General features: G+C 60.6%; 12 protein-coding genes. 2 read left to right on the top strand and 10 right to left on the bottom strand.

The window, feature by feature from the left end:
- The first annotated feature begins 75 nt into the window (after nucleotides 1-75).
- Complete coding sequence (locus tag BLW22_RS09035) at nucleotides 76-1,074, top strand: helix-turn-helix domain-containing protein (protein WP_065926061.1); 999 nt, start codon at nucleotides 76-78, stop codon at nucleotides 1,072-1,074.
- 303 nt (nucleotides 1,075-1,377) lie between these two features.
- Nucleotides 1,378-2,112, top strand: coding sequence for an EthD domain-containing protein (locus BLW22_RS09030; RefSeq protein WP_042727883.1), 735 nt, complete (start codon nucleotides 1,378-1,380; stop codon nucleotides 2,110-2,112).
- A gap of 44 nt (nucleotides 2,113-2,156) precedes the next feature.
- Here the strand turns inward: BLW22_RS09030 and BLW22_RS09025 are convergent, their stop codons facing one another.
- From BLW22_RS09025 to BLW22_RS08980, 10 genes are all read right to left on the bottom strand, one after another.
- Nucleotides 2,157-3,290 carry an FAD-dependent oxidoreductase gene (locus BLW22_RS09025; protein ID WP_083221216.1) on the bottom strand — a complete coding sequence of 378 codons (1,134 nt, stop codon included), beginning with the start codon at nucleotides 3,288-3,290 and terminating at the stop codon, nucleotides 2,157-2,159.
- A gap of 315 nt (nucleotides 3,291-3,605) precedes the next feature.
- Nucleotides 3,606-5,075, bottom strand: coding sequence for an NAD-dependent succinate-semialdehyde dehydrogenase (locus BLW22_RS09020; protein ID WP_074845695.1), 1,470 nt, complete (start codon nucleotides 5,073-5,075; stop codon nucleotides 3,606-3,608).
- 16 nt (nucleotides 5,076-5,091) lie between these two features.
- Nucleotides 5,092-6,108, bottom strand: a complete 1,017-nt coding sequence (locus BLW22_RS09015; RefSeq protein WP_065947811.1) for a dihydrodipicolinate synthase family protein — start codon at nucleotides 6,106-6,108, stop codon at nucleotides 5,092-5,094.
- Nucleotides 6,109-6,137: 29 nt separating this feature from the next.
- Nucleotides 6,138-7,148: an ornithine cyclodeaminase family protein gene (locus tag BLW22_RS09010; RefSeq protein WP_065947812.1), complete on the bottom strand. Its 1,011-nt coding sequence runs from the start codon at nucleotides 7,146-7,148 to the stop codon at nucleotides 6,138-6,140.
- Between the two features lie 99 nt (nucleotides 7,149-7,247).
- A complete protein-coding gene (locus BLW22_RS09005; RefSeq protein WP_235865574.1) occupies nucleotides 7,248-8,198 on the bottom strand; it encodes a LysR family transcriptional regulator in 951 nt (316 codons plus the stop codon).
- A complete protein-coding gene (locus tag BLW22_RS09000; protein WP_027603329.1) occupies nucleotides 8,195-8,926 on the bottom strand; it encodes a FadR/GntR family transcriptional regulator in 732 nt (243 codons plus the stop codon). The genes BLW22_RS09005 and BLW22_RS09000 overlap by 4 nt, the downstream gene beginning before the upstream one ends.
- On the bottom strand, nucleotides 8,923-9,708 hold the full coding sequence (locus BLW22_RS08995; protein WP_039589572.1) for a cyclase family protein: 786 nt from the start codon (nucleotides 9,706-9,708) through the stop codon (nucleotides 8,923-8,925). The genes BLW22_RS09000 and BLW22_RS08995 overlap by 4 nt, the downstream gene beginning before the upstream one ends.
- The gene (locus tag BLW22_RS08990) at nucleotides 9,695-10,702 is read right to left on the bottom strand and encodes an NAD-dependent epimerase/dehydratase family protein (protein ID WP_074845692.1); all 1,008 of its coding nucleotides are present in this window, start codon (nucleotides 10,700-10,702) and stop codon (nucleotides 9,695-9,697) included. The genes BLW22_RS08995 and BLW22_RS08990 overlap by 14 nt, the downstream gene beginning before the upstream one ends.
- Nucleotides 10,693-11,685, bottom strand: a complete 993-nt coding sequence (locus BLW22_RS08985; RefSeq protein WP_074845689.1) for a fumarylacetoacetate hydrolase family protein — start codon at nucleotides 11,683-11,685, stop codon at nucleotides 10,693-10,695. The genes BLW22_RS08990 and BLW22_RS08985 overlap by 10 nt, the downstream gene beginning before the upstream one ends.
- Entirely contained in the window at nucleotides 11,682-12,254 is a 573-nt protein-coding gene (locus tag BLW22_RS08980; RefSeq protein ID WP_074845686.1) for a cupin domain-containing protein, read from the bottom strand. Before BLW22_RS08980 ends, BLW22_RS08985 begins: the two co-directional genes overlap by 4 nt.
- Nucleotides 12,255-12,279 lie beyond the last annotated feature (25 nt).

Below are 12,279 nucleotides of genomic sequence, written 5' to 3'. Positions count from 1 at the left end.
TGATCACACCCGGATCGGGCAAATCGACCCCTTTGCCCGATCCGTCAGAAAAACAATAATAAATAGAGGCGAAAAATGAACCATTTAGCCTGCGTGTCCACCGATCAGGTTGTTCGCTCCGACCGCTTGATGAAATGGAAAGAGTTCATGAGCGATCACCTGGGGCGTACGCCGGACTATATAAAACGGCTGGAATCGACGTTCATCGACCCGTTGCATGACAGCAACTTCCAGGGTCGGCTGGAGTACGGGGACCTGGGCCAGTTGCGTTTCTGTCGAATGACCGCCAGCGCCCATCGATATTCGCGCCACCTGAGCAAAGCGATTGATGCCCTCGATACGCCGCGTATGTTGATCATGCAGGTGGCTGGTGTCAGTCACTTCGAGCAGGGCCAGCAAAGTAGCGTGCTGGCCCCTGACGAAATGCTCTTGGTCGACTGCGGCAAACCTTTCAACGTGACCAGCATGCAAGGTTGCGAACACTTCATCCTGCTGTTCCAGGGGGCATCCGGGCAGCTCGCGCAAACCGCCGACATGCATCTTAACGGTCGCAATGGACTGGGGCGGATGCTCATGCACCTGATCAGCGATGCCTACAACCAATACCCCTTGCTGAACAACCATTCGGCCGGGCTGATCGGCGACAGCATCACCGGGCTACTGGATAACGCGCTGAAGAACAAGCAGGAAGAAAAGCAACTCGAACACGACTTCCGCTTCTTCAAGCAGAACCGCCTCAAAGCGTACATCGAGCGCCACCTGGCCGACCGCGACCTGACCATCGAACGCATCGCCAACGCCGAACAGTGCTCGGTACGCAGCCTGCACCGCGCCTTCCAGGATGAGCTGGGGTGCAGTGTCAGCGAGTACATCTGGCAGCGGCGCCTGTCACGTTGCGCCGAAGACCTGCGCAATCGGGAACATGCTCATCGCTCGCTCACCGAGATCGCCTACGCTTGGGGCTATGGCAGCAGCTCCCACTTCAGCCGGCATTTCAAATCGACGTTCGGCATGTCGCCCAGACTGTTCCGCGACACTGCGAGCGGCAGTCGGGAGAAATCAACAGCGGCTTGAGCCAGTTTCCAATTCATCTGGGTTCACGATATCCCCTGTGGGGGCTGAGCTTGCTCGCGGTTAATTTTCTTTGCCATACATTCACCGCCAAATCGGCTCATACAAAACGCTCAAAATCCAAAGCTGACTCAAGGCTGGTCAAGCATGTTATTGCGCGATACCTACCAGCACGAATACCGATTGGTTTGCGGGTTAAACCTGGCCTTATATTTTGGTGTTGAAAAACAATCAGATGAATTACAACAGCATGAAGTGCATTTAAGGTTCAGGCGCCCTTCACCCTGCCAATAGCGAGAACGCCTCATGATCAAAATCCTAGCCGCTGTACGCAGAAAACCCGGAATGACGCATGCCGAGTTTATAAACTATGTAGAGCACACCCACGGAGAAATCGCTAAAGCCAAACCGTTAGGCGTCAAACGGTACGTGCAGAACCATGTCATCGACGCGGCTTTCGGGGTTGACGCCGACAGTGCCTACGCACAGTCCTTCCACAAAGACTCCATTACGGAGCTGTTTTTTGAAGACGTGCCAGGTTTGATTCGCACCTTCAGCGATCCCTATACCCAGCAAACCGTGGGCCCTGATGCAAAGAACTTCGCTGACCTTTCCGAGCAGCTCGCTCAATTGATGGATGAAGCGGAGACGGCTAGCACCGCTACAGCGCCTCTCCCATGGAAAGTGATGATCCTGCTGAAGAAAAATCCATCCATGGCGCTCGATCGTTTTTTCGACGCTTGGGACGCAGCTCACGAGAGCATTACCCGCGAACAGCCCGACTTCCAGAACGCCCTACGCCGGTATGTTCGCTCCCGGTATCTGCCCGAGGGTGACAAGGTGACGGCCTATTTCGGGCCAAACATCGCCGTATACGAAGGCGCCTCTAGCCTGTGGTTTGAAAATGAAGCGGATTTTTCGACCTTTCGGCAGTATCAGCGAGCGCTGTTTCAAAAACTTGCCGAGGACGGCGTGGCGCTGACGTCGGCGTCTTTTTTCGCTTACGTCAAAGAGGTCGTTATTTTCGATCACTGCTCCTAACGACCAGAAGCGCGACCCTTCTCATCCAGCAGGGTCGCAATCAATCAGATAGGCTCAGCCAGCGTCGCAGTGGACTCACGCATGATCTGCGCATGCTCTTCCTTGTCCCCGCCACTTTTCTCTATCTCGCACAGACGCGCGGAGTTCTCGACCACGAGTTGGCAACGCTCCCAGCGCCGCGTTTCGAACCGGCTCAGGGCCGTCTGTAGATTGCTATTGCCGAGCAACTCTTCGGCAAGCACGATGGCGCTCTCAATACCGATGCCAGCCCCGGAAGCCAGGTGCGGTGTGGTGGCATGCACCGTGTCTCCGATCAGCACGATTCGGCCCTTGTGCCAGGGCAACGGCACCAACAAATTGGACAGCGGACGATAGTCGATATTGGCGTCCGCCTCGTACAGTTGCGGCACCAGCGTTTGCAGGATCGGAGCTGGGAACTCACTCAACAGGCGCGCCATTTCACCCGGCCAACTGGCCGGGTCGATCCACTCGGAAAACTCGCGGCTTTCCATGAGGAACATGTACATGTGCGTTTCGGAGATTGGATTGACGCCAACCTTGGTGCTACCCAGCCAATGAGTGGGGCGCACGATTTCCGGCGGACGCTTCAGCACCGCGCGCCAGACGCTCTGATGAATGGGTTTTGGCGAGGGTGCTTCCGGGAAAAACTCCTTTCGCGTGCGCGAATGCACGCCGTCAGCGGCGACGACCAGGTCATAGCGTTCAGTGGTCCCGTCGGTGAAAGACACATCAATGCCATCATCATGCTCGATGACGCTGTCGTAGGTGATGCCCAGGCGCACACGGGTCCCCACTTCCCGCGTCCTGTCGGCAAATATTCGAGCCAGTACCGGGCGCAGGATGCCGCCACCACAGGGAATCGGCTTATCGCTGACCGGCGGTCGAAGCGCCAATTGCACGATCAGGTCGCCCACCGGTGAAAACACATCGAAATTGGTCGACAGGTACCCTTCCCCGGCGACCCTTTCCAAAATCCCAACCGTATCAAGCGCTCGCAGCGTGGGCCCACTGAGCGTAATCCCCGCTCCCAAAGGACACCACAATGGATCGATTTCGACGAGGTCCACTTCGACGCCCTGGCGGGCGAGCTGGATAGCCGCGGTCATACCGGAGAACCCTCCCCCGATCACCAGGACCTTGTTGACTGCTGCAATCATCACGCTCTCCTAATTATTCTTATTCACTCGGGCAGACATTGCATGGCGCACCAACGAGCGCTGCGGCGTCATTGCGTCAATGCCGCAGCAACATGGAATGCCGACGAAAAATGCCGGATCAGCCACGAGACTATCGAATCGGCTATCAGGGCTGAAATCGCTTTGCACAATCCGAGGTATCGCTGGCGGCGATGGGTCTCGCAGGTAAGCCGGGGGCATTGCTCGGAGTGCCTGCCTTTGCGGCAGAACAAATACAAAAGCCGATGAACGACGGCTCACACGAACCGCCGTCCACCGGCCTTTAACGACGGTTGTTTACACGCTTTCCAAGCCATCCCAGCAGAGGTATTTAACCTCTAGGAACTCGTCTATTCCCAGGTGAGATCCCTCTCGCCCAAGACCGCTCTGCTTCACGCCACCGAAAGGTGCGACCTCATTTGAAATCAAGCCACAGTTGATGCCCACCATGCCCGACTCGATGCGCGCGGCGTTGCGCCAGATACGCGCCGCGTCACGGCTGAACAGATACGCGGCCAGGCCAAACTCGCTGTCGTTGGCCATGGCAATGGCTTGGTCATCCGTGTCGAAACGCACCAGCGGCATGACCGGGCCGAAGATCTCCTCACGAGCAACCCGCATCCCATGGGTCACATCAGCCAACAAGGTGGGCTCGAAAAAACACCCGCCCAGCGCATGGGGCTTGCCGCCAGACAGCAGTCGAGCGCCTTGGGCCAGCGCATCATCAACCAGCGCCTGGGATTTTCGTACCGCCGCGTCATCGATCAACGGCCCGACTTGTACACCCGGCTCCAGGCCATTGCCCAGTTTCAGGCGTGCCATGCGCTCGACGATGCGTTCGGCCAGTGCGTCATAAACCGCGGACTGCACCAGCACCCGATTCGCGCCGATACAGGACTGTCCACCATTGCGAAACTTGGCCAACATCACCCCGTCAGCCGCAGCATCCAGATCAGCATCATCGAAGACAATGAACGGGGCGTTGCCGCCCAACTCCATGGAGCATTTCTTGACCGTCTGCGCCGCTTGCGCCAGCAGCAGCCGGCCCACTTCCGTGGACCCCGTGAAGGTGAGCTTGCGCACCAGCGGGTTGGCCGTAAGCTCACCGGCAATGTCGCGGGTGTCGTTGCCAGTGATCACACTGAAAACGCCGGCGGGCACGCCAGCGCGCTGCGCCAGTTCGGCGAGTGCCAGCGCGGTCAGCGGTGTCTGGCTGGCCGGTTTCACCACCATCGTGCAACCGGCCGCGAGGGCCGGAGCGGCCTTGCGTGTAATCATCGCAGCGGGGAAATTCCAGGGCGTGATCGCCGCGCAGACGCCGATGGGTTCGCGCAGGACCACGATGCGCTGAGTGTCCTTTACGCCCGGAATCAGATCACCGCGCACCCGTGTGGCTTCCTCGCCAAACCAGCGCACAAAAGACGCCGCGTAATCGACTTCACCCCGCGCCTCCTCCAGTGGCTTGCCCTCCTCCAGGGTAATCAGCGTGGCAAGGTCCTCCCGATGTTCAACCATCAACTCATACCAGCGGCGCAACACCTCGCCACGGCGTTTGGCCGTCAGGCGACGCCATGGGCCAAAGGCCTCATGCGCCGCGTCGATGGCGTGCCGAACTTCAGTTTCACGACAACGCGGCAACTCGGCCAGCACCGTTTGGTCCACCGGATTACGCAGCGTGTAGTGACCGTGCGGCGTCTCGGTCAGCCACTCACCGGCGATATAGGCACCGTCACGCCACAGTGTGGGATCTTTAAGTAAATGCTTCACTGTGCAACCCTCCTGATCAGCACGGATGACGCCCGATCATGAAGGCGCTGTCAGGATCCGAAGTCACCGGCAACCCCGACGCAACCAACCCTTGACGCAGCGACTTCATGAAGCGATCCGGCACGCGCATCGCCGGGGCACGCAGTGGGCCGCCGTTGAAGCCGGCGAGCCAATCCTGGTATTTCCACATCGTGCGATTGAGCACACCAGTGCCGCCGGCATAGCTTTGCGCGGCGGCGCCGTTGGCGCTGCGTGCCGGATTGACCTTCCAGTACAGTTCCATCGCCTCTTCAAAGCGGCCCGTGCGTGCCAGTTCGAACGCTTTCGGGTAGTAGTCGCTCATCCAGGCGGTGTTGCTGGTGCCGGAAAACTGCAACTTCATCAGGCTCATCAAGGGGATTGCGTCGCCTTCGATCGGGCAACTGATCACCACCTGATCACGGAAGTGGTAATACATCTCGCAAATGCCCGCTGGCAGCGGAAACCCTTGCTCCGACTTGATGGCCGCGATGTTCGGACAATCGGCCAACAGGCGACGGACCAATTCCAGCGACATACCCGCCGGATGCACGCGCTCAAAGCCCCAGAGCGGAATCGGGAAGAGCATGACGGCGAGGTCCGTCGCGTCACAGAACGACTTGGTGTAGTCGTAGATTTCCTGCTCGCTGGTCGGCCAGAACTGTGGTGGATAGGAGAGTAGGACGATGTCCGCACCGGCATTCTCGGCGAGCTTCACCGCCTCGATATTCTCGGCAAGCGTGCCAAAGGCCGCATGGAAAAACAGGATCAGGTCTTTCCCTGACTCACGGGCCCAGGCAGTGAACTGGGCATTCTCCTGGATAGAAATCGCCAGCTCGCTGCACAGCAACGTAGCACTGTAGCCCAGGCCAACCGTATGTTCGATGTCGTGGCGTATGCCACGCTCATTGAGACGCTTCAAATCAGCACTGAAACTTGGAATGGTGACAGCCGAGCAGCCCACCAGGTTTTCCCGCGCCCAGGCACGGGCATCCGCTTTCTTGTATGTGGCCATGATGATGTTCCTTTGCACAGTGAAGGGAGTTATTTCGAGACAGGGACAATGCTGGCGGGCAACTCGATGCCGAGGCCTTGTTGCCGGGCGCGCTCGTACAGCGCTTGGGCGATGACGACGTCCTGCAGCGCCGAGCCAACAGACTTGTAGAGAACGATGTCGCTTGCGTGCTGGCGCGGTATGACACGGCCCGCGACGAGGTCCGACAGCGCGACCAATTTGTCGGCGACATAAACGCCGGCACTGATCGCCGCAATGGCGTCACCGGTATCGTGAAGCACCTCTTGCGGCATATCGGCGACGATGCAGACGGCTCGCTCCATCGTGACCGGGTCAACTTCCCGTTGCTCAGGCAAGGTGGAACCCAACGACACAACCGTGGCCCCCGGGCAAAGCCAGGCGCCTTGCAGGACCGGAGATTCGTCACGACTGCGGGCGGCACAAATCACCACGTCGCAATCCTGCACAGCTTCTTGCGCGCTGTTCACCGCTTGGATCTCCAGCCCTGGCCTGAAGCTCTCGGCAAAACGCTCGCGGCTAGCGGGCGTTGGACTGAATACCCGGACATGCGCCACATCGCGCACGGACTTGAGGCAGTCCAATGCGCCACGGGCCTCAAACCCCGAGCCAATCACCCCCACCCGCAGCGCGCGCTTGGGCGCCAGTAAATCGACTGCCAGCGCAGCGGTTGCCGCGGTGCGCAAACCCGTCACCCGGTTGCCGTCGATCAGGGCACTGAGCGCCATGGTTTTCTGATCGAACAACGCAATCAGGTAGCTGGCGCAGCGCGCCCGCATGGAGGCTGCGATCAACTTGCAGCCCATATGGCCGCCAGCCGGAGGTACGGCAGTCAAACTGCGCAGCCAGATGCCATCGCCCCGGGCCATGGAGCGAGGCGGCACCATGGCATCCGATGCAGGGCGTGCATACGCCTCGGCGAGCGCGGCGACGGCGGTGCTCCAGTCGGCGAGCGAGGCCACATCGGCGTCACTGAGAAAAAGCGTCGGGGCAATGACTTGGAGTTCTTGGGCGTGATGCATGGCGCAAACCTCGCAATCGGGGATCAGTCGTTGGTTGACTGACACCCTACGAGGCGCGCCCCCCACCGAATACTGCTGGGGATGCAAAGCAGCTATCGCTTAAATCGATGGCATGGACAGATTGCAAATCAGCCGTCGCACTTCACGGGAAGCACGGGTCAAGGGGCGCCGGGGCGATTCGACCAGCACGACAAAGCGCTCCAACACGGGCTCTATAATGCGCGATGAAATAAGTCGTTGATCCAGTGAGCCCGGCAACACCGAGGCAATCGCATAGCCTCCGCCTGCCGCGACGACTTCGTACTGGAGCTGGACCGAGTCGGCTTCCACGGCCACGCACAGTTCCACGCCTTGCTCCGCAGCCAAATGATCGAGCCTGGCCCTCAGCAGATGCGGCCGCCCAGGCACGACCAATGGCAACCCAGATAGATTTTCCAGCGCAATATCTCGATTTCCGAGCAGAGGATCGGCGACGGGTCCTACCAGGTGCAGCGGTAGCCTGGCCAACAGATGAGCTTGGCCGACGCTCGCCTCGCTCTCGCGCAGCACCAGCGCCATATCCAGACGACCATCGTGCAACTGCTCTTCGAGTTGAGCACTGGCGCCCTCGATCAGGTGCAATCTCACCCCGGGCATCTGCGCGCGCACCGCAGAAAAGAGCGTCCCCGCAAACCGGCGCACCGCGGAAGGCAACATGCCCACAACTACCTCCCCCACCGGCTTTCCACGCAGGTTGCGAATGTCATCGACAAGGCTTTCAGCGTTCGCCAGAAGATCCGATATACAGGGCAGCAACTGCTCGCCAAATTCGGTCAGAACCACCCCACGTCCGTTGCGATGGAACAGGCGTTCGCCACATTGCGATTCGAGCAGGGCAATATTGCGACTCACCATGGACTGCGGCATGTCCAGCAGTACGGCCGCTTTGCTGAGACTGCCAGCCGCCACGACCCGGACGAACAAAGTCCAGCGGGGATCGATGATGGTGAGCGCCGTGGCAGTAGGCTGCGTGGCCATGTCCGGCACCGGGTAGCTCTGGTTCTCCGTCATGTCATCAACTCTTGGCGGGCCTGGTGCAAGTATTCGCGACTGTCCTGGAGATGCAGGCGCATCGCGGCACGCGCACACTCAGTGTCCTGATGGAAGATCGCCTGGTAAATCTGCTCGTGCTCGCTTTGCATGCGCTGTTCGTAATGCAAAGGCTCATCGTGAAACAGACGCGCAGAATCCAGTCGGCTGCGGGGGATGATGACCTCGCCCAGGTTGAGCAGTGTGCTGGCGATGTAGGGGTTGCCGGTCGCCTGGGCAATGCCCAAATGGAATTGAAAATCCAACGCCGCCCGATCATTGACGCTGACATCCGGCTGCCCGAGCTGATCGAGAAGTGCCCGCAACCCCGTCAACTGATCCGTGTTGCGTCGCTGGGCCGCGAGCCCGGCGGCTTCGACCTCAAGACCGATCCGAAACTCCATGATCGCCAGCGAATCGGTGATGAGACCGATCGTCTCCGGGTCGATGAAGGCCCCCAACGACAGGGCGCTACCGCATACAAAGGTCCCTATGCCGTGGCGTGTCTCGACCATTCCCCCGGCCTGTAGACGCGACATGGCCTCGCGCACCACGGTCCTGCTGACGCCATGCTCCAGCATCAGGGCCGACTCGGTGGGCAACTGTTCACCGCCACGCAGCCGTCCCTCGATAATGTGCTCCGACAGCAGCGCCTCGAGCCCCTGGGACAGGCTAGCGCGCTTTTTCCCACCGGCAGCCGGCACGCTCATTCCTCGAAAATCGCTACGGCGCGGACGAAACCGGCCGAAGCGTGCCTGATCTTGTAGGGGAAGCAGGACACCTGGAAACCATGGGCCGGCAGGCATTCCAGGTTGGCCAGCTTCTCCATCTGGCCGTAACCGATGTCGCGTCCGGCCTTGTGCCCTTCCCAGATGATCGAGGCGTCGCCTGTGGCGGCGAAGCGTTCGCGTGTGTACTTGAACGGCGCGTCCCAGCTCCAGGCATCGGTGCCCACCACGCGCACGCCGCGTTCCAACAAGTACAACGTGGCCTCACGGCCGATGCCAACCCCGGCGTCCAGGTACCCAGGCTGGCCAAACAGCGCGCCGGCACGGGTATTGACCAGGACAATGTCCAGCGGCCGTAGAACATGGCCAATACGCTCCAGCTCGGCTTGCACTTGGGCGGCGTTGACCACATGGCCATCCGGTAAATGACGAAAGTCCAGCTTCACGCCCGGTTGCAAGCACCAATCCAGCGGCAGCTCATCGATGCCGAAAGCCGGCTTGCCGCCGTCGGTGGTCGAGGCATAGTGCCAGGGGGCGTCCATATGGGTACCGCTGTGCGTGGTGATCTGCAGGCGCTCAGCCGCCCAGGATTCGTCGCCAGGCAGTTGCGCCTTGGACAGGCCGGGAAACATCGCGGCCATCTCCGGCCAGCCTTGCTGATGGTCCATGTAGTCGATTTTCGGCAGCAACGGCGGTGGATCGGTGTAGGGGTTGTTGTCCAGGGTAACGGACAGGTCCACCAGGCGACGTTTAGTTGATTGCATTTTCGCTCACTCCAAGCGCTACCCGCCCACGCGCACGACGCGCCGGGGCAGCAGCGTTCAAACTGTTTCGTATCAAGGCGGCAGCCGAGCCGTCATGGCGAAAGCCAAGGGCACGGGCCAGAGGGGTTTTCATTGCAGGGAAGTTGCCGAACAACGCTTGCAGCCCGGCATCCGGTGCGAAGCTGATCAGCCCGCGGCGTTCCTGGCCATAGGCAGCGGCCAGGGCATCGATGACCTGGGCAATGGACAGGTGCAACAGCGGTAATTGCCAGACACGTGACTCGCAGAGTTCGGCAGCCGGCAGTTCGGCGGCCCGCAGCAGGTTATCCACGCAACACCGCACGGACATCCACCAGGCCTGCGCCTGCGGCGAAACCGGGCAGCAATACGGTTGGCCTTGGGCGAAGGCGTGCAGCAGGTCGCTCATGAACGCCGAACGTAGCCCATTGGGTTCACGTGGACGGGCGACGATGCCGGGCAGGCGCACGGCACGACCGTCCACCTCGCCCCGTCGGGCAAGGTCATTGATCGCCATTTCCACCATTGCCTTGTGCGCACCGTAACTCAACTGCGGGTGCGGCACGGCACGCTCATCCATGCGAGCCGGCAGGTCGCCGCCGTACACCGCCACGCTGCTGGCATACACCAGCACCGGCGTACCAGGCTGCTCGCGCAACTGGTCAAGCAACTCCAGGCTTGCCAGCAGGTTGACCTGATAGCCCAGTGAATAGTGCTGCTCGGCCGCGCCACCCGGGATGCTGACCAAGTGAAAGACCACATCGATGCCATCGGCCAAGGCCCGGCGCAATAACGCGGCGTCGGTGACACTGCCGCAATGCCGGCGCAGGCGCTTATCCTCAGCAAACCCCACCAATTCCTTGTCCAGTAATATCAACGCGCTGATCGACCGGCCTCGCAACTCATTGGTTTGGAGCAATCGTTTCACCAACGCCCGGCCGACAAAACCATTGGCCCCGGTAATCATTACGCGCATGGGAGGCCTCCGCGCACGATGCACTGGTCTATCGCCCCGAACACCGACTGCCCTTGCAGATCGAAGACCTCCATGCGCACGCGGTCGCCAAAGCGCATGAAGGACGTCTGTGGCGCGCCGTGCTCAATCATCTCAACGGCACGACGCTCGGCGATGCAGGCCGCGCCCACCGTGGGATCGGCATTGGAAACGGTGCCGGAACCGATCACGCAGCCGGCCCTGAGTCGCCGGGTCAGCGCCGCATGGGCGATCAATTGATGAAAGCCGAAATGCATGGCGCCACCGTGGGCATTACCGAACCACTGGCCATTCCATTCGACCCTCAGCGGCAAGTGCACACGCCCGTCGCGCCAGGCCTCGCCCAACTCGTCGGGGGTGATCGCCACCGGGGCAAAACTTGACGAGGATTTGGCCTGGATAAAACCGAAGCCGGTCTTCATTTCCCGAGGGGCGAGCGCACGCAAGCTGACATCGTTGATTTGCACGATGAGCCGAATATGGTCAACGGCGTCCAGCGCCGAGCAGCCCATGGGGACCTCATCGACCAATACCGCGAATTCACCTTCGAAATCGATACCGTGGCTTTCACTGGGCAGCACGATGTCGTCGTGGGCCCCCAGAAAGTCATCGCCACAGCCCTGATACATCAGCGGCGTGTGTTCAACACCTTCGATCGGATCCAGCGCGAACGCCTTCTGCATGCGCTCGCCATGACTGAGGAAAGACGAAGCGTCCAGCCACTGCCAGGCACGTGGCAAGGGCGCGGCGGCTTGTTGCGGATCGAAGGCGAAGGCACCGGCCAGGGAGCCTTCATTCAACGCGTCGTAACGCGCGCGTAAAGCGGTTTCGACGCTCGGCCACTGTTCAATGGCAGCCTGCAACGTCGCCGCAATATCGCTGGCATCGACCGCCCAAGCGAGGTCGCGCGACACTACCAGCAAGCGACCGTCGCGGCTGTGATGCTTGAGAGTACTAAGCTTCATACTTGGTCCCCTTGCAGCTCGGGCGCGAAACGGCCATCGAGCAGGACGAAGAGCATGCGTGCCATCTGCTCGGTACGGTTGCTCCAGGCGTGGTTAGTGCCGCGCTGTACGACGATGTCACCGCGCTTGAGGTGCACTTCCTCGCCATCGAGCACCAGCCAGACCTCACCCTCCGTGACCACGCCGTAATCGAGGGTTTCGGTGCGGTGCATCAGCTTGTGTTTGGAATCAGCCTGCCCCGTGCCGGCGTGGGCCTGGCCAATTTCGGCGAAGGCCGCCGCGGCATCCTCGGCGCTGACCTGGTTCTGCACGCTGTCGGGCGGAATATCCACCACACGGATGACGCTGCCCAACGGCGCCGGACTCAACTGAAGCGGCTTGCGAGTGGGGTCATCGCCGTTGTCGAGTACGGCGGGGCTGGCGCCACTGTTCCAGATCTCATGGAAGACCGTACCGGGTACCGCCTTGAGCGCAAAGCTGTTGGGCGTCGGTCCGCTGAGCGCGATCACCGCCTGGCCTTGGACATCATGCCCGGTGACCACGCGTTTGAAACCAGGAAGTTGTTGCATGTTCGACTCCTTAATCAGTTGGCAA

Origin of the sequence: Pseudomonas marginalis, from assembly GCF_900105325.1 — a bacterium.
GTDB lineage: Bacteria > Pseudomonadota > Gammaproteobacteria > Pseudomonadales > Pseudomonadaceae > Aquipseudomonas > Aquipseudomonas marginalis.
This window is presented reverse-complemented; position numbering and strand designations above follow the sequence as displayed.

Coding starts and splice junctions, on each gene's coding strand:
- BLW22_RS09005 (WP_235865574.1), bottom strand. CDS start 8,198: ATGACGGAGAACCAGAGCTACCCGGTGCCGGACATGGCCACGCAGCCT.
- BLW22_RS08990 (WP_074845692.1), bottom strand. CDS start 10,702: ATGCGCGTAATGATTACCGGGGCCAATGGTTTTGTCGGCCGGGCGTTG.
- BLW22_RS09015 (WP_065947811.1), bottom strand. CDS start 6,108: ATGGCCACATACAAGAAAGCGGATGCCCGTGCCTGGGCGCGGGAAAAC.
- BLW22_RS08985 (WP_074845689.1), bottom strand. CDS start 11,685: ATGAAGCTTAGTACTCTCAAGCATCACAGCCGCGACGGTCGCTTGCTG.
- BLW22_RS08995 (WP_039589572.1), bottom strand. CDS start 9,708: ATGCAATCAACTAAACGTCGCCTGGTGGACCTGTCCGTTACCCTGGAC.
- BLW22_RS09035 (WP_065926061.1), top strand. CDS start 76: ATGAACCATTTAGCCTGCGTGTCCACCGATCAGGTTGTTCGCTCCGAC.
- BLW22_RS09030 (WP_042727883.1), top strand. CDS start 1,378: ATGATCAAAATCCTAGCCGCTGTACGCAGAAAACCCGGAATGACGCAT.
- BLW22_RS09010 (WP_065947812.1), bottom strand. CDS start 7,148: ATGCATCACGCCCAAGAACTCCAAGTCATTGCCCCGACGCTTTTTCTC.
- BLW22_RS09000 (WP_027603329.1), bottom strand. CDS start 8,926: ATGAGCGTGCCGGCTGCCGGTGGGAAAAAGCGCGCTAGCCTGTCCCAG.
- BLW22_RS08980 (WP_074845686.1), bottom strand. CDS start 12,254: ATGCAACAACTTCCTGGTTTCAAACGCGTGGTCACCGGGCATGATGTC.
- BLW22_RS09025 (WP_083221216.1), bottom strand. CDS start 3,290: ATGATTGCAGCAGTCAACAAGGTCCTGGTGATCGGGGGAGGGTTCTCC.